Below are 15,450 nucleotides of genomic sequence, written 5' to 3'. Positions count from 1 at the left end.
TAGCCCTGGGTGTGAGCCTACATCAAGCGGTTTGCACCGTTTCCAAAAGGGAGCACCATCATGAGCGACATCATGATCGTTTGCTGCCGTTGCGGCAGCACCAATCGCGTACCCGAAGCGCGTTCGCCACTGGACGCAAAATGCGGCAGGTGCAGCAGTAAGCTGTTCGCAGCGTCGCCCGAGAATGTAAGTGGCACGATATTTGAACGGCATGTGGCACGTACAACCGTGCCTTTGCTGGTAGATGTGTGGGCCCCCTGGTGCGGTCCCTGCCGTGCCATGGCACCGGCCTACGGGGCAGCCGCGAGGGAACTGGAACCGACCGTGCTCCTGATGAAGCTCAACTCCGACGAGGAGCAGACTGTATCGGCGCAACTTGGCATCGGGGGCATTCCGACGATGATTCTCTTTCATCGCGGCAAAGAGATCGCAAGGACCTCCGGGGCGATGTCCGCTGGGCAGATAGTTCGCTGGGTCCAAGAATGGTTGCCCGCTGCACCCGTTTAAGAGCAGCAGGCACTCATGTCGTCGAAAGCGCACCTGCCTTGCCTCGGCCCTGGGCGTATCCAACGACTGTCCGGGCTCGCTCCCATCTTTCGGGGCTTCTACAGAAATTGACCTCGATCAATTTCACGCTGTCTCAATACGGATTGACGTCAATCAAAACCCGCTCGAGCCGGACGTGCTGAATTGCGTGAACAATCATGGGAGGTTCAGATGCCGAGATCGTGGATTGGAGCAGCGCTTGCCACCGTGGTGGCCGCCACCATTATCAGCGGCCCGGCCGCTGGCGACGATCGCGGCTGGTGGTCGCATTGGGGTTGGGGGCACATGGAAAGCGACGATTGGGATTCGGGCATGATGGGATCGTGGTGGCGTACGGACGGCCTGGTCGAACGCGTAGACGGGCGGCTCGCCTATATGAAAACCGAGATAAGGATAACGTCCGAGCAAACAGCGGCATGGGATGCTTTCGCCGCTGTCGTTCGAACGTCAGTAAAAGCGCACAACGACATGATGCGGTCGCAGGCCGAGGAATTCGATGACGGAGCGATACTCGACAAGCCCCTGCCCGAGCGGCTGGCGTTCCAGATCACACGAATGGAGGCGCATCTGGCGCAGATAAAATCCGTCAAGGCAGCCGTCGACGACCTTTACGCTGTTCTCACGGAAGAGCAAAAGACTGTCGCCAGCGATATCGTTCTTCCTTTGATGGGCATGGGAATGGGCCGGAATCAGGGCCGGTACATGATGCGCTAATGAAAGCTACGTCGATCAAGGAAGATGCCGGCATTCTTGATGCCGGGTAAACAACAGTGCCGGTCATATGGATGCGCCTTGCGGAGGTTGTCACAGTCGCACCTCCCGAGCCGGCCACAACAGTCTTCTCCTGCGACGCATGATCAGTGGCCCGTTCGTTAATGCGTGCTAGCCCCGTATTGAATAGCTCCGCGACAAAGCCCTACCCGTTACGCCGATGGCCGGTTAGGCGAAACTCAGCAAACGCTCAATCACATGGTCGGGCAAAGCCGCGCCCCTCTCCCGCTTCTTCATGGGTAACGCCGTCCCTGATGTGATAGATGCGCTTAAAGGTGGGGATGATCTTCTCGTCATGCGTGACGACGATGATCGCCGTTCCAAATTTGGCTGCCATATCGTTGAGGATGCGGATCACAGCGAGTGCACGGACGCTGTCGAGGGGCGCTGTCGGCTCGTCAGCAAGGATGACTGGCGGCCTGTTGACCAGCCCACGCGCGATTGCCACGCGTTGCTGCTCTCCGCCGGAAAGCTGCGAGGGCATTGCGGTGGCGCGATGCTCGACGTCGAGCGCCTCCAGAAGATCGTGCGCCCGGCGCCGCGAGTCATCGTTGGGGACCCCCGCCAGCATTGGCAGCAGCGCGACGTTATCGGTCACGTCCAGAAACGGGATGAGGTAAGGTGCCTGGAAGACGAAGCCGATTTTGTCGCGCCGCAACGCTCGAAGATCGCGGATCTTCCATTCGTCGTCATAGATCATCTCGTCGCCGAGCGTCATACGCCCACCACTTGGATCAATGACCGCCCCCAGAGCTTTGAGTAGCGTGCTCTTGCCGGATCCCGAGGGGCCGACGAGGCCGACCACCTCGCCGGGGGCGACTCGCATATCAACGTTTTTTAGGGCGTCGACGGCGGTATCGCCGCTGCCATACCGCTTTCTGAGTCTCTCGATGAGAATTCCATCGCTACCCATCTCAGCCTCCGATCGCCTCGGCGGGATCCACCTTGAGCGCCACGCGAATGGCGACGACGCTGGCGAGCGCGCATATGAGGATCACGGCGACAAGCCCGATCATCGTGTCCACGGAAAGAAGCAGCACGAATTTCGGGAACAGAGGTGCCGCAAAGGTGGCCGTGATCTTGCCAACAACGAAGCCAATCAGGCCGAGCACGATTGCCTGCTGCAGGATCATAGCCGCGATCGTGCGATTGCGAGTGCCGATCAGTTTCAGGACGGCGATCTCGCGGATCTTGTCCATGGTGAGCGTATAGATGATGAAGGCAACGATAGCAGCGCTAACCACGGCCAGGATGGCGAGGAACATACCAATTTGCTTGGCCGAAGTGGCAATCAGCTTACCGACCAGAATTTCTTCCATCTGCGGTCGCGTATAGACCGTCAGTCGCTTCCATCTTGCAATCTCGACCGCAATCTTTCCGGAATCATAACCGGGTTTGATGCGCACGAGGACGGCATTCACGTATGGGTTTGTATTTTGAGAAGCGATCGCCGCCTCCAGTAATCCCGGCACTCCGGGGCGGTTAAACTCGGGATTCTCGGCAGTGCGCCGGCGTTGGCGGACAATGGAGTCGTTGTCCTTGATAAACTGCGCTTCTTGCGCATCCTTCAGCGGGATGAACACCATAGGGTCGCCACTTGACGAAACCGCCCGCCGGGTAAGACCGACGACTTTGTAATGGTTGCGCCGGATGACGATGATGTCTCCCAGAGCAAAGCCGGTGGCGACATCCGCCACCGCTTCATAATGGCTGCGCGTAATTTGACGTCCGGCAACAAGAAACTGTGGCCGGCCAGGCGTAGCCACATCGCCCGGCGCGATGCCGACCACCATTGCGCGTATGTCGGCGTTTCCCTTTCGGACCTGCATCGTCAGATAGGTGACGTTGGCTACCCGCTCGACGCCGGGAATCACCAGGATCATCCGGTAAATGTCGTCATTGATGCTCGAAGATTCCGCGTAGGGACCCAACGTTTTCTGCTGGACAACCCATACGTCCGCACCGCTGTTGTCGAGCAGAACCCTGCCGTCATCCACCATACCCCGATAAACGCCAGCCATCGTGAAAGTGACGCCGATAAGCAGGCCAAGGCCGATACCGGTGAATACAAACTTGCCCCATGAATGAACGATGTCGCGACCCGCAAGGCTGATCATTTGAAAAGCTCCGCGGGGTTATCTGTGATGTGAATGCGATTCATACTCGTCAACCGCGAAGCACTATGAACGACGATCTCATCACCGGCCCGTAGGCCTTCCATCACCTGAATATCTCCATTGAGATCCGAGGATCCGACCTGGACGGGGGAAAAATAAATCTTGCCTCCCTCAACCTTCCAGACTCCGGCTTTGCCATCGACGATTAAAATGGCGGCATTGGAGATCACCGGCAATGCAGGAAGCTCAGGTAACGCAACCGTCACTTCGGCCAGTTCCCCAATTGAAGGTAACGGTTCGGGTAGCGTTTCGAACTCCACCTTGGCCAGATTTTCTTCCGTAACTGGGTCGGCGAGCACCTCCAAGCGCGATATCCTTCCGGGGATGGCCGTCCCGCCGTGAGATCGCAACGAAATCTGGGACTGGAGGCCCCTACGCAGGCCAGTCGCTGCCAACTGGTCGAACCGTGCATTGATCCAGAGATTCGCCGGGTCGATCATTTCAATGACCGCTTGGCCGGCGACCATGGTTGTGCCGGGCTCTGCATTGCGGGCAGCAATCACGCCATCGACCGGTGCACGCAGAACCAGGTTTTCACGTTGCTTAACCAGTCCGTTGCGGTCGGCGCGATTGCGTTGCAGATCCTGCTCTGCAGCAGCGAGATTCGATTGGGCTGCCGAGAGGGCGGCGAGCGCCAGTTGGCTGTCCTGCCGTTTGGTTTCGACCGCAACTTCACTGACGGTATTGGTCGTCCGTAGCGCATCGTAGCGTCTCTGCTGCGTTACGGCGTAGTTCTTGCGTGCCGAAGCATCTTCTACTTGCGCTTCGGCTGCCTTTATCGATGCCTCGGCGCGGCGAATGATGGCATCGAGAGCGGCAATGCGCTCATCGAGATCCACCGGGTCCATTTCCGCCAAGACCTGCCCGGCCCGAACCTTGTCCCCTACATCACCGTAAATCTGATCGATGCGGCCGGCGATGGTGGGGCCGATCTTGTAGAAAAAGCGAGCATCGACTGTGCCGATACCGAAGAGCGCAGGCGAGATTGTTCGGGTCTCGACGGTCGCAGTCATGACGGCGACCGGCGCCAGCGGCCCCGAACGTAGAACCACGTAACCGAACGTAGCGACAATAGGGATCGAGACAGCCAGGAGCATCAAGGTGCGACGCGACACAGCGGGAACTTTCACCGGGTAGCCTCCACACATGTATGACATGGACCGGTTGTAGTGGACGCCGTCTGAGGGATTTCGGCCACGAACGTTGCTTCGGCCAATGGCATCGAAGATACTGCGATCGAGGAATACGAACGGGTCATTGCGTTGCCTCGATGGCACGCCGATAAAGCGCAAGCACTCCCGGAGCGCTTGCGCGGATACGTCTGACATCGCCGGCAAGCAGAGACTGCATGACAAGGCCCTGGATCGTGCCGATGAACAACGTGACCGCTGCCTTGTCATCGAGCGTGGCCACCAGTTGACCGCGCTCCTTACCTTCCGCAACAAGTCTACTGAGGCGTTCGCCGTAGCGATGGAGCAAGGTTTGCACCATACGCTTGGCGACGGTCTGCTCGGCTCGCTGCAACTCCCCGAATAGCATGCGTGGCACGCCAGGATGTTCCGAAATGAAGTCGATATGCGTCATGAACGCAGCCTCCAACGCTTCGAGCGGAGAGTTCGAACCAGCAATCGCCTTGTCGACACGGGCAAGCAAGCGCTCCGAAACCCATCCCATCACCGCCCGGAGGATGGCATCCTTGGAGCGGAAGTGCCTGAACAGGGCGCCTTGGGTCACACCCATTCGTTTGGCGATGGCGCCGGTCGTGATGTCCGCCGGGTTTTGTTCGGCGGCCAGTTCGATGACGGTTTCAACCGTCACTTCGCGCCGTTCGTCCGCGGGAAGGTAGGCTGGTCGGGAAATCATAGAGTCGCCTTTAGATAGTAATCAATTACTATCTATTCCTTTACTGACAACGGCGCAAGGGCGTGATGGCGCCCGCCCTTCGTTCAATTTCGATGAACCACGAGAGGCCCGGGCGGTGTCGTCGGGGCCACGCAAAAACACCACATTTCTCAAACGCTTGACCGATCGGCCGCCCATTTTTACCCTGTCACCGGCTGAAGCTGTCGCCACCCGATCGACCTCCGGAGTGCCGTCGGCGGTGGAGGTGCTGCTGCGCGGGGCATTCTGCGCCCCGCCGGACACCCGTTCCTTGACGAAGATCAATCTCGCGCAGGCCGGCCCGACCGAACGACACCGTCGCCGTCATCGATGGGGAGAAGTTGCGTATGCCGGCCAATCAGGGCTCCGGCAGCCGTCATCGCGGCACCGCAGCCAATCCCGGCTTGTCCCGGCTGGAGGAGGACAATTTCGCTGCCGCCGGCGCTGTCGCTCCTCAAAGCTGCTTACGCACGAGGATCAGGGTCGGGTCGTCGGGACTGGCAGTGGCCACAAAACCCTGCTCCCGCTCCAGTTCGATGGCCTCGTGGCTTTCGCGACTCTCCAGCGATTCCAGGACCTTTACGCCCATGGCCTCCGCGAACCGAGCAACGTGCCGCAAAAGTTCCCAGGCCACGCCCTTGTGCTTGTAGTCGGCATGAACCGAGATCGCGACTTCGCCCTTCTCCAGCGCGTCGTCGCAGGCCAGCATCGCGGTGGCGACGATGGTCTTGCCGTCTACGAAGGCCAGGAAATTTTCGGTCCGCTGATGGTCGACCTGCGTCATGGCCGTAATGCGCTCATGGCTCACCTCCCTCACTCCGCCGAGGAAGCGGAAGCGCAGGTCCTGCGGCGTCACATGCGTGAAGAAGCGGGCCAGAGCCACCGCATCCTTCGGCATCGCCGGCCTGACATGAAGCACCAGCCCCGTGCGAGTGGTGAGATCGCGGCTCCAACCGTCCTTGGTCATGGTCTTTCTCCGGCCTTGTCCTGATGATGCCCGGCAGGATGAAGGCGTTGCCGTGGCAGCGCATTGACACCGATCAAGGCGCCGCACCGGGGGTGAAAGCCGGACGCCGGCCCCGTCAGGTAGCGCCAGGCCGCGTCAGCCGAGATCGAGTGCGACCAGCGCAAGGCCGGGCTGGTCCGTCTGGTGCGTTATCGCGAAACCAAATTCCTTGCACATGCGCAGCATGGCTTCGTTTTCGCTCAGCACCATGCCCTCGATGCGCCCGATCCCCTCGGCCTTCGCATAGTCGACGACCTGCTGCAGGAGCGCCCATCCCAGGCCCTGGCCCTGCAGGTCGGTGCGCACCAGCAGCGCGTATTCGCCCAGCGACCTGTCCGGATCGCACGACAGGCGGGCCACGCCCGCAAGCGCGCCGCTGCCTTCCAGCACCACGAAGGCCATATCGCGGTCATAATCGAGCTGGGTAAGGCGCTTCAACATCTCGTCGGGGAACTTCTTGCGTGGGGCAAGGAATCTCAGCCTTATGTCCTCGGGCGCAATCTTCGCCAGAAAATCGGGATAGAGCCCGATATCGGCTGGCTTGATCGGCCTTATCCGGTATTGCGCGGCTCCGACCGCGATGTCCCTTTCCCATTCCGCCGGATAAGGCCGGATCACAAGCGCCGGGTTCGGGCCAGCCTGTTCGACGGCTTCCGGGTCGATCTCTATGCGCGCATCGAGCGCCACGATGCCGTCCGCATCGGCAAGCAGCGGATTGATGTCCACGGCTGCGATGCAGGGGAAGTCGACCACCATCTGCGACAGGCCGTTGAGCGCGGCCGCGATCGCCTCGCGGTCGGCGGCGGGCCTGTCGCGGAAGCCGGCCAGAAGCCGCCCCATGCGTGTGCGTTCGATCAGGTCGCCAGCCAGCACATCGTCGAGCGGTGGCAGCGCCACCGCCGTGTCGTTCACGACCTCGACGGCAGTGCCCCCCGCGCCAAACAGGATCGCCGGACCGAAGATCGGATCGCGGCTCATGCCGAGGATCAGTTCGTGCGCATGCTTGCGCACCACCATGGGCTGCACCGCATAGCCTTCTATGTCGGCATCGGGGGCACGCGCGCGCACCCGACTCTCGATGGCGCTGGCGGCCTCCCCGGCCCGCTCCGCGGTTTCGATACCGAGCACCACGCCGCCAATGTCGGACTTGTGGGTAACGACCTTGGAAAGCAGCTTGACGACGACGGCGGGCCACTTGCCGAGCAGCCTTGCGGCGGCCTGCCTCGCCTGCGCCGGCGATCGCGCAATCACGGTTTCGGGAACTGCAATGCCATAGGCAGCTACCACAGCCTTAGCCTCCGGCTCGGTTAGCATCTGCCTGCCTTCGGCGGCGGCCGCGCGGAATATGTCTTGCACGATCTTGCGGTCGGCGGCGACGTCCTCGCTGCGGTTCGACGGCACGCGCGCCAGCGCCTTCTGCGCCCGCGACCAGTTGGCGAGATAGGATATGGCGCGTACCGCGTCGGCCGGTGTCTCGAAGCTGGCAAGGCCGGCATTCTGAAGGACGCGACGCGCCGTGCGCGCCGTATGCTCTCCCAGCCAGCAAGTCAGGACCGGCTTGCCTCCGATCCGGCCGTCACTGGCCAGGGCCGCCACGGCGGTCGCGCTATCGGCCGGGGACGCCAGCCCCGTGGGACAGTTGAACACCATGACGGTATCCACGCCGGGGTCCGCGGCAACGATCTCGACGGCAGACCGGTAACGCGCGGCCGGCGCATCGCCGATGATGTCGACCGGATTTGCCCGCGACCAAGTGGGCGGCAGGCCGGCATCTAGCCTTTCGATCGTGGCCTGAGACAGTTCGGCGAGCGATGCGGTGGTGCCGGCAAGCTCGTCGACCGCGAGTACCCCTGCCCCGCCGCCATTGGTGACAACGCCGACGCGCGCACGCTCCAGCGGGGGAAAGCGCGACATGATCTCGGCGGAAGCGAACAGTTCGGCAAGCCCCTCGACCCGCAATATGCCGGCGCGCGAAAGCGCTGCGTCGACCACGCGGTCCGATCCGGAGAGCGCGCCTGTATGGGTGGCTGCCGCCTTGGCGGCCAGCTCGTGGCGGCCTGCCTTGACCGCGACCACGGGCTTGATGCGTGCGGCCGCCCGCGCCGCCGACATGAACTTGCGCGGATTGGTGACGGATTCCAGATACATGACGATGGCCCGCGTGCCGGCGTCGCCCGCCAATAGGTCGAGCCAGTCGGCCACGTCTACATCGGCCATGTCGCCCAGTGACACGATATGCGAGAAGCCGACATCGTTGTCCGCCGCCCAGTCGACCAGCGACGTGGCGATGGCACCCGATTGCGAAAGCAGGGCGATGTTGCCCGGCTTTGCCGCCATATGCGCAAAGCTTGCATTCAGCTTGAGCCGCGGGAGCATAAGCCCCACCGTGTTGGGGCCGATGATACGGAAGAGATGCGGCTTGGCCGCATCGAGCATCGCCTGCCGCAGGCCGCTTTCGCGGGTCAGGCCGGCGGTGACGACCACGGCGGCGCGGCATCCCCTGGCGCCGAGATCGGCGACTATGCCGGGAACGGTGTGTGGCGGCGTGGCTATGACGGCAAGGTCAGGGGCCCCGGGAAGATCCTGCGCACGGGCATAGCATCGCCGCCCGCCGATCTCGCCATGCTTCGGGTTGACCGGCCAGACCTCCCCTCCGAAGCCGCCTTCGACGATGTTGCGGATGAGGATTCCGCCGACCGTTCCCGCGCGCGGCGACGCTCCGAAGACAGCGACGGACCTCGGATGAACGGCGTGGTCGAGATTGCGTATCGTCACGATAACGTCCTTGCGCCCGAGGGACCACGCACGTCCCGGTCATCGCACGACCAGAACCGGAAGGGTCGTGCGCGCCAGCACATCGGCAGTCTGGCTACCCAAAAGCAGCCTGTCCAGCCCGCGGCGCCCGTGGGAAGCCATGACGATGAGGTCGCAACCCCGCATCTCAGCCACGCGCAGGATGGCATCGGCGGGGGAATCGTCGGTTTCGCGAACCAGATCTATGGCCACGCCAAGTTCCCTGGCATGGGCAGATACGGGACCGTCGATCTTGCGGACATGCTCGTCCATCTGCATGTCGTACATCGCCAGCGGGTCCCGCATGCCGCCGGCAATCGCCGCTTCCATGGCCACCGGGCTCAGCGGCTCGGTCACCGTCAGGACAATGGCCTCGGCTGCGAACTGCCTGGCCAGCGCCAATCCATGACGAGCGCCCCTTTCGGCAAGGTCCGACCCGTCGACCGCGATCAATATGTGCTTGTACATGCCGCCTTCCTCGTGACCGTCATCTTAGTTGCGCGGCTCATCCTCGCCGCACACCATCGCCTCGGGGCTGCCTGCCGGCGGGCAGGCACATCAATCACGGCCTTTCGACCTGCTGGACCTGGTAGGTGCGCATCACATCGTCGTGCCAGACGGAGACATATTCGCCGGGCGTGAATTGTTCCTCCCCGAGCCGGAAGCCGATTTCGTCGTCATCCTCGCCCTCTTCATAGTCGAAATACCATTGCCCCTCGGAGGTACGCTCCAGCCGACCCACGCGTTCCTCACCGCCGCGCGCAAAGCGCCTGACCCGGCAGAAGGCGCGATGGGTTTTCCAGTCGTCGAGATGGAGCGCCCCATTCACATCCAGCGGAACGAGCAGATCGTAGCCTTCGCTGGGCTCGCCTGTCGGATGAGCCTTGTCGCGTGCGCGAAGCAGGCGGACATGCCGGAAATTCGCGGTAAGATCAGTCACTTTAACCATGGAGTGCACCCATTTGATCCTTCGCCTAGCGCTATAGTGCCTTTGACCCGGCATCACCTTGATCGATGTCAAAAGACTGGGCGGCTCATCCCATACGCTCGGAAGCCTCATGGCGGGCGATCGGTTTTACAGGCTCAGGCGGCAATTCGCCTTCAGACGGCAGATTTACGGACCCGGTCGCGGCGCGGCGGATGGGGTCGGATAGCAGCCGCAGACCGTTCAGCACGACAAGGACGGTGCCGCCCTCATGGCCCACGACTGCCAGCGGCAGGGGCAGATCGAAGAACAGGCCACCGGTCACCAGCACGACCATCGCGCCGATAGCAACGACAAGATTCTGCCGGATAATGGCGGCGGTGCGACGGGCCAGTCGGTGCGCATAAGCGAGCCTCTCCATGTCCTCTGACAGAAGTGCTACGTCCGCGGCTTGGAGGGCGACGTCAGAACCAGCCGCGCCCATGGCGATGCCGACATCGGCGCGGGCCAAGGCGGCAGCATCATTGACGCCGTCGCCCACGAAGGCGACCTTGCCGCTCCGCGCCAGTTCGCCGACTTCGCGTACCTTGTCCTGAGGCAGCATCTCGGCATGAATCTCATCCGGCCCCAGTCCAAGCTCGGCGCCGATGCGCAGCGCCACCGGGCGGCGGTCGCCCGTCATCATGACGATCCGACGCACGCCGCTGTCGCGCAGGGCGACCAATGCCGGGCCGGAACTGGCCCTCGGTTCATCCGCCACGCTGACGGCGCCCAGTACGGCTGGACCGCGGCCGAGGTAGACGACCGTTTGCGCGCCGCTTGCCAGCGTCTCCAGCGCGGGATGGTCGACGCGGGCGCCCGTTTCCTCGACCAGATAGGAGTTGCCGGCCCATAGGGCGCCGGACCCGTCGGACCCGATGATGCCGGCACCGGCACGGGATGTCACGTTCGCAACGTTCGTGATGTCGAGGCCGCGCGCAGCGATCTCCTTGCGGATCGCGGAGGCAATATGGTGCTCCGAATGCGCTTCGAGACCGCCGAGCAGCGACAGGAAGCCCTCCTCGTCGCCGTCCAGCGCGACCACTTGCGTCACTGCGGCACGGCCGGTTGTCAGGGTCCCCGTCTTGTCGAACGCGAACGTGTCGACGGCCGCGAGCGTCTCCAGCGCAGCACCTCCCTTGAACAGGACACCGCCCCGCGCAGCGGCCGACAGTGCCGACAGGATGGCAGCGGGCACGGATATGACGATTGCGCAGGGACTGGCCGCGACCAAGAGCGTGGCTGCCTTGTAGAGCGCCAGCTCCCAGTCGTGCCCCAGCCAGTAGAAGGCGGCGAACGCGAGCACTGCTCCCAGCATCACCACTACCGTGTAGCGCTGCCCGAACCAGGAACTGAACCGCTCGGAGGGGGCTTTTGCCGCCTGTGCCTCGGTCACAAGCAGGATCATGCGGGCAATGGTGCTCTCGCCGACAGTCCTGGTGACCGACACTTCCAGCACGCCGTCCAGATTAACGGTGGCCTCGAACACCTGCTCGCCAGGTTCCTTGGAGACGGGCATGGATTCGCCGGTAATGTTGGCCTCGTCGATGCCGCCGCGACCGCTGACGATCAAGCCGTCGGTCGGTACCCGTGCCCCGGGGCGCAACACCACCACATCACCGACGGCAAGTTCGTCCGCCGGGACCTCTTCGACCTTGCCATTCGTGCCCTTGCGTAGCGCCGTTTCCGGCCGAAGCGCCATCAGCGCCTCGATCGCGCGGCGCGCACGCCCCAGCGCCCGATGTTCCAGCGTAGTGGAAATGCTGAACAGCGTCAGAAGCACGGCACCCTCGAAAGGTGCACCGACAATGGCGGCGGCGATCGCCGCCACGACCATCAGGAGATCGATGTCCAGGACATGCTCCCGCCAGAGTGTGGACAATGCCCGCCATGCGGTCGGCAGTCCACCGGCCAGATAGACAAGCGTCAGGCCCGGTAGGTTCAGGAAGTCAAGCTGACCACCGAAAAGCCATGTGCCGACAACGGCAAGGATCATCCCCAGAACAGTCAACAGGGACAAGACCATCGGAAAATCCAACAACAACCGCTTCACGTCGTCCTCATGATTGTTTCAGTCGCGGCTCAGATTGCCGACAACATTTTCGCATATCCGTCTTCTTCCGGTGGATCGAACCGTCATCCGCCGCTAAAAAACCTGGCTTCGAAACCGTCCTGCCGCCCTTCCCGCGGCGAAAGCAGTTCGATCCTGCCCCCACTGCCGGTGGCGATGGTGCAGGCGATGGCCAATCCGAGACCGGCGCCGTCCGCCTGCGCCCGCCCCCTCTCGAATGGCTCGGACAGGCGGGCAAGCAGGTCCGATGCTACGATCGGTCCAGCGTTGGCGACGCGCAGCACTCCGTCCGCGGACAGTACCACACGCACGGGCTCTTGCCCCGAACCATGCTTCAGCGCGTTCTCGATCAGGTTACGCGCGAGGATCGCGAAAGCGTCGGCGTCAATATGCGAGAGCGCGGGGACATCGGGCAAAACTAGCTCGACGCGCCCGGCATTGTCCGCGCCCGCAGTCATTTCGTTCACGACCATTTGGAGGATGACGGCGAGATCGATCGGCTCCGCCACCTGAAGCCGCGCCCCTTCGGCCCTCGCCAGTTGCATCAGCTTTTCCGACAGCCGCACAAGCCGGCGCAGGGCGGCCTCAATCTCACGGGCACGTTCGCGCGCGACCTTGTCCGATGTCTCGATGATCAGCCTTTGCGTCTGCGCCAGCGCCGCCGCTACCGGCGTGCGCAGTTCGTGCGCGGAATTGGCGGTAAAGCTGCGTTCGGCTTCCAGCGTTCGCTTGAGACGCTCCAGCAGGCGGTTAACTGCGAGCGCGTTCGGCCTTATCTCCGAAGGCAGGCCTGCCATGGACACAGGTGTCAGGTCGTCGGCGCCCCGGGCCTCGATGTCGAAGCGCAGGCGCCGAAGCGGCGCCATCGACAGGCGCACGAGCGCCCATACGCCGATCAGGCTGACAGGAACGAGCAGACCAAGCGGAAGCGCAAGTCCAAGCAATGTCTGCCACGCCACCGCGCGGCGTCGCGCCAGCGGCTCGGCAACGGAAATGGTCACCGTCCCCTGGAGGGCGGCGTCGGAATAGATGCGGTGGGTCGGCGTATCCGTAAACCCCATGCCGGCGAACGGCGGGAAAACCGACAAATCGGCTTTGTGCGAACGCAGCAGGACCTGGCCTTCGGCATCCCGCACCACATAGGTGAAAAATTCATCGTGCTCGCGCATCGTCGCGACGCTTTGGCTCGGCTCGTCATCGCTGTCCCGGTCGATGACATCGCGAACGGCCAGCGGCAGGAGACGCTGGCCGGTTTCCTCAAGTGCGCTGTCAAAGACCTCGTCCATCTCATGACGAAGCTTTTGCACGGTCAGTGCGGCCGTCGCCACCCATAGGAGGGTCATGCCCAGCCCCAGCCAGAGCGACAGACGCCATTGCAGGCTTCGAGGCGCAATCATCGGGCGCCACCCAGCCGGTAGCCGATCCCGCGCACCGTCTCGATGGCAGACTGCCCCAGTTTCTTGCGCAGACGGCTGACATGCACCTCGATCGTGTTGCTCTCCACTTCGGCACCGAAGGGGTAGAGACGTTCCTCCAGTTGCATCTTCGAAATCACCTGACCGGGCCGCTGGACGAAAGCCTCGAACAGCGCCCATTCCCGCGCCGTCAGATCGATGGAACGGCCATTGCGCATGACAGTCCTGGCGGCGAGATCGACCTGAAGCTCCCCGAGCGTGACGAGCGGGTTGGGATTGCCGCTGTAGCGACGCGCCACGGCACTCAGCCGCGCCGACAACTCGGACAGATCAAACGGCTTGGTCATATAGTCATCCGCGCCCGCATTAAGCCCGCTGATGCGGTCCGAAATCTGATCCATCGCCGTCAGGATGATGACCGGCGTTACGCTGCCTTTGCGGCGCAGACTGCGCAGGAAGGCGATGCCCTGCCCATCGGGAAGCATGAGGTCGAGAAGGACGAGGTCGTAAGCGGCACTGTCCAGATGGTCCGCCGCCGCGTCGAGACGGGTGACCCAGTCGACCGAATGACTGTCGGCCGCGATGTGATCGCGCACCGCCGCGCCGAGGATCGTGTCGTCTTCAACCAGAAGGACTCTCATGAAGGTATCCCGCCTGTTCCTGATTTCTGGCCGCCGAACCTGTCAGCCGGCTGACACGAAAGCCGATCCGGCTTCAGCTATCCGTCAGGAATGGGTGCCAGCATTCCGCGGTGCAAACACTGATGCAGGACAAATGACATGACCAAACATATTGCCGCAGCCGCACTTTTTCTCGTTGCAGCGGGAACCGGCATGGCCATGGCCGACGATGACTGCCATGTCCCGATGAATCAGTGGCAGCCGCGCGAAGCGGTAGAGAAGATGGCCGAGACCCGCGGCTGGCAGGTAAGCCGCATCAAGATCGATGACGGTTGCTATCAGGTCCGGGGTCTCGACGAGACCGGACAGGCATTCAAGGCGAAGATCGATCCCGAAACCCTTTCCGTCGTCAATATGAAGCGCAAGGATCGGCATGACGACGACGATCGTCCGCGCGAGCGGCGGCAGTCTTCTGGACCCGGCGCGAGCGGCCCTTCGGACACCCTGCCTGCAAACAAATTGTTTGAGACGGGCAAGCCGCCGAAAAGCGTTGTGAAGTGACGCGGCTCTTTCTCCACACTCACCGCCATCTCCCAACGGGAGGAAAGTAGACCGTGTCCCAAAATTCTGCTCGCTACTCGAAAACCATGGTGGTCATTCACTGGCTGACCACCCTTCTGGTGCTCGGCGCCTGGCTGACCGCAGAGGGTGGTCGCGAAGTGGCTCAGCGCCCACCCATACTGCACTTCACACTGGGCTTGGCGGTGCTGGCTCTTGTCGTGCCGCGCCTGATCCTGCGGCTAGCGGGGGCGGCGCCCGACATGACTAACCAGCGCAACTGGCTTGCAACCGCCGCAAAGATCGGCCACGGCCTGCTCTATCTACTTCTGATCGGCCTGCCACTCACCGGCTGGTACGCCGCATCGCGCATGGGGGTACCGGTCTCGTTCCTCGGCATCGAGCTTCCGGCACTCACGACAGCTGTACAGGGGCGACCCGGCCTGATCGCCGATCTCCACGAGAACGCCGGCACGTTTATCCTGATCCTCGCCGGCTTGCACGCCGTGATGGCCATCTGGCACCAGTTCGTTCTGCGCGACGGAACTCTCCAGCGCATGAGCCTGCGCTAAGCAAGGCTTCCGCCCGCCAGCCTCTTGAGCCATAGTTCGCCTGAGAAATGCCGAGACGGCAGGAGCGGATTCTAGG

15 protein-coding genes are annotated in these 15,450 nt (G+C 62.7%); 4 read left to right on the top strand and 11 right to left on the bottom strand.

What is annotated here, in order from left to right; all coding sequences use genetic code 11:
- The first annotated feature begins 60 nt into the window (after window positions 1-60).
- Together ACFOHJ_RS22380 and ACFOHJ_RS22375 are read left to right on the top strand one after the other, a co-directional pair.
- Complete coding sequence (locus ACFOHJ_RS22380) at window positions 61-507, top strand: thioredoxin domain-containing protein (protein WP_378224990.1); 447 nt, start codon at window positions 61-63, stop codon at window positions 505-507.
- A gap of 210 nt (window positions 508-717) precedes the next feature.
- Window positions 718-1,260 (top strand): Spy/CpxP family protein refolding chaperone, encoded by a 543-nt coding sequence (locus ACFOHJ_RS22375; RefSeq protein ID WP_378224988.1) that lies wholly within the window; start codon window positions 718-720, stop codon window positions 1,258-1,260.
- A gap of 247 nt (window positions 1,261-1,507) precedes the next feature.
- Here the strand turns inward: ACFOHJ_RS22375 and ACFOHJ_RS22370 are convergent, their stop codons facing one another.
- From ACFOHJ_RS22370 to ACFOHJ_RS22320, 11 genes are all read right to left on the bottom strand, one after another.
- Window positions 1,508-2,230 carry an ABC transporter ATP-binding protein gene (locus ACFOHJ_RS22370; protein ID WP_378224986.1) on the bottom strand — a complete coding sequence of 241 codons (723 nt, stop codon included), beginning with the start codon at window positions 2,228-2,230 and terminating at the stop codon, window positions 1,508-1,510.
- A gap of 1 nt (window position 2,231) precedes the next feature.
- Window positions 2,232-3,434, bottom strand: coding sequence for an ABC transporter permease (locus tag ACFOHJ_RS22365; protein ID WP_378224984.1), 1,203 nt, complete (start codon window positions 3,432-3,434; stop codon window positions 2,232-2,234).
- The gene (locus ACFOHJ_RS22360) at window positions 3,431-4,624 is read right to left on the bottom strand and encodes an efflux RND transporter periplasmic adaptor subunit (protein WP_378224982.1); all 1,194 of its coding nucleotides are present in this window, start codon (window positions 4,622-4,624) and stop codon (window positions 3,431-3,433) included. The genes ACFOHJ_RS22365 and ACFOHJ_RS22360 overlap by 4 nt, the downstream gene beginning before the upstream one ends.
- A 124-nt stretch (window positions 4,625-4,748) precedes the next feature.
- Entirely contained in the window at window positions 4,749-5,357 is a 609-nt protein-coding gene (locus ACFOHJ_RS22355; RefSeq protein ID WP_378224980.1) for a TetR/AcrR family transcriptional regulator, read from the bottom strand.
- Window positions 5,358-5,829: 472 nt separating this feature from the next.
- Window positions 5,830-6,342, bottom strand: coding sequence for a GNAT family N-acetyltransferase (locus ACFOHJ_RS22350; protein WP_378224978.1), 513 nt, complete (start codon window positions 6,340-6,342; stop codon window positions 5,830-5,832).
- Window positions 6,343-6,477: 135 nt separating this feature from the next.
- Window positions 6,478-9,156 carry a bifunctional acetate--CoA ligase family protein/GNAT family N-acetyltransferase gene (locus ACFOHJ_RS22345; protein WP_378224976.1) on the bottom strand — a complete coding sequence of 893 codons (2,679 nt, stop codon included), beginning with the start codon at window positions 9,154-9,156 and terminating at the stop codon, window positions 6,478-6,480.
- 39 nt (window positions 9,157-9,195) lie between these two features.
- The gene (locus ACFOHJ_RS22340) at window positions 9,196-9,642 is read right to left on the bottom strand and encodes a universal stress protein (RefSeq protein WP_378224974.1); all 447 of its coding nucleotides are present in this window, start codon (window positions 9,640-9,642) and stop codon (window positions 9,196-9,198) included.
- A gap of 94 nt (window positions 9,643-9,736) precedes the next feature.
- Window positions 9,737-10,123, bottom strand: coding sequence for a hypothetical protein (locus tag ACFOHJ_RS22335; protein ID WP_378224973.1), 387 nt, complete (start codon window positions 10,121-10,123; stop codon window positions 9,737-9,739).
- An 85-nt stretch (window positions 10,124-10,208) separates the two neighbouring features.
- Window positions 10,209-12,164, bottom strand: a complete 1,956-nt coding sequence (locus tag ACFOHJ_RS22330) for a heavy metal translocating P-type ATPase (protein WP_378225338.1) — start codon at window positions 12,162-12,164, stop codon at window positions 10,209-10,211.
- 110 nt (window positions 12,165-12,274) lie between these two features.
- Window positions 12,275-13,606 carry an ATP-binding protein gene (locus ACFOHJ_RS22325; RefSeq protein WP_378224972.1) on the bottom strand — a complete coding sequence of 444 codons (1,332 nt, stop codon included), beginning with the start codon at window positions 13,604-13,606 and terminating at the stop codon, window positions 12,275-12,277.
- Complete coding sequence (locus ACFOHJ_RS22320; protein ID WP_378224969.1) at window positions 13,603-14,265, bottom strand: response regulator transcription factor; 663 nt, start codon at window positions 14,263-14,265, stop codon at window positions 13,603-13,605. Before ACFOHJ_RS22320 ends, ACFOHJ_RS22325 begins: the two co-directional genes overlap by 4 nt.
- Window positions 14,266-14,403: 138 nt before the next feature.
- Here ACFOHJ_RS22320 and ACFOHJ_RS22315 point away from each other — a divergent pair, with 138 nt between their 5' ends.
- Window positions 14,404-14,805 carry a PepSY domain-containing protein gene (locus ACFOHJ_RS22315; protein ID WP_378224967.1) on the top strand — a complete coding sequence of 134 codons (402 nt, stop codon included), beginning with the start codon at window positions 14,404-14,406 and terminating at the stop codon, window positions 14,803-14,805.
- Window positions 14,806-14,858: 53 nt separating this feature from the next.
- The gene (locus ACFOHJ_RS22310; RefSeq protein ID WP_378224965.1) at window positions 14,859-15,374 is read left to right on the top strand and encodes a cytochrome b; all 516 of its coding nucleotides are present in this window, start codon (window positions 14,859-14,861) and stop codon (window positions 15,372-15,374) included.
- Window positions 15,375-15,450 lie beyond the last annotated feature (76 nt).

It is taken from the genome of Aquamicrobium soli, from assembly GCF_042646345.1.
In the GTDB taxonomy this organism is placed as follows: Bacteria; Pseudomonadota; Alphaproteobacteria; order Rhizobiales; family Rhizobiaceae; genus Mesorhizobium; species Mesorhizobium soli_A.
This window is presented reverse-complemented; position numbering and strand designations above follow the sequence as displayed.

Excerpts from the sequence above, each read along its gene's own strand:
- ACFOHJ_RS22380 (WP_378224990.1), top strand. The coding sequence starts at position 61 with ATGAGCGACATCATGATCGTTTGCTGCCGTTGCGGCAGCACCAATCGC.
- ACFOHJ_RS22375 (WP_378224988.1), top strand. The coding sequence starts at position 718 with ATGCCGAGATCGTGGATTGGAGCAGCGCTTGCCACCGTGGTGGCCGCC.
- ACFOHJ_RS22370 (WP_378224986.1), bottom strand. The coding sequence starts at position 2,230 with ATGGGTAGCGATGGAATTCTCATCGAGAGACTCAGAAAGCGGTATGGC.
- ACFOHJ_RS22365 (WP_378224984.1), bottom strand. The coding sequence starts at position 3,434 with ATGATCAGCCTTGCGGGTCGCGACATCGTTCATTCATGGGGCAAGTTT.
- ACFOHJ_RS22355 (WP_378224980.1), bottom strand. The coding sequence starts at position 5,357 with ATGATTTCCCGACCAGCCTACCTTCCCGCGGACGAACGGCGCGAAGTG.
- ACFOHJ_RS22350 (WP_378224978.1), bottom strand. The coding sequence starts at position 6,342 with ATGACCAAGGACGGTTGGAGCCGCGATCTCACCACTCGCACGGGGCTG.
- ACFOHJ_RS22340 (WP_378224974.1), bottom strand. The coding sequence starts at position 9,642 with ATGTACAAGCACATATTGATCGCGGTCGACGGGTCGGACCTTGCCGAA.
- ACFOHJ_RS22335 (WP_378224973.1), bottom strand. The coding sequence starts at position 10,123 with ATGGTTAAAGTGACTGATCTTACCGCGAATTTCCGGCATGTCCGCCTG.
- ACFOHJ_RS22330 (WP_378225338.1), bottom strand. The coding sequence starts at position 12,164 with ATGGTCTTGTCCCTGTTGACTGTTCTGGGGATGATCCTTGCCGTTGTC.
- ACFOHJ_RS22325 (WP_378224972.1), bottom strand. The coding sequence starts at position 13,606 with ATGATTGCGCCTCGAAGCCTGCAATGGCGTCTGTCGCTCTGGCTGGGG.
- ACFOHJ_RS22320 (WP_378224969.1), bottom strand. The coding sequence starts at position 14,265 with ATGAGAGTCCTTCTGGTTGAAGACGACACGATCCTCGGCGCGGCGGTG.
- ACFOHJ_RS22315 (WP_378224967.1), top strand. The coding sequence starts at position 14,404 with ATGACCAAACATATTGCCGCAGCCGCACTTTTTCTCGTTGCAGCGGGA.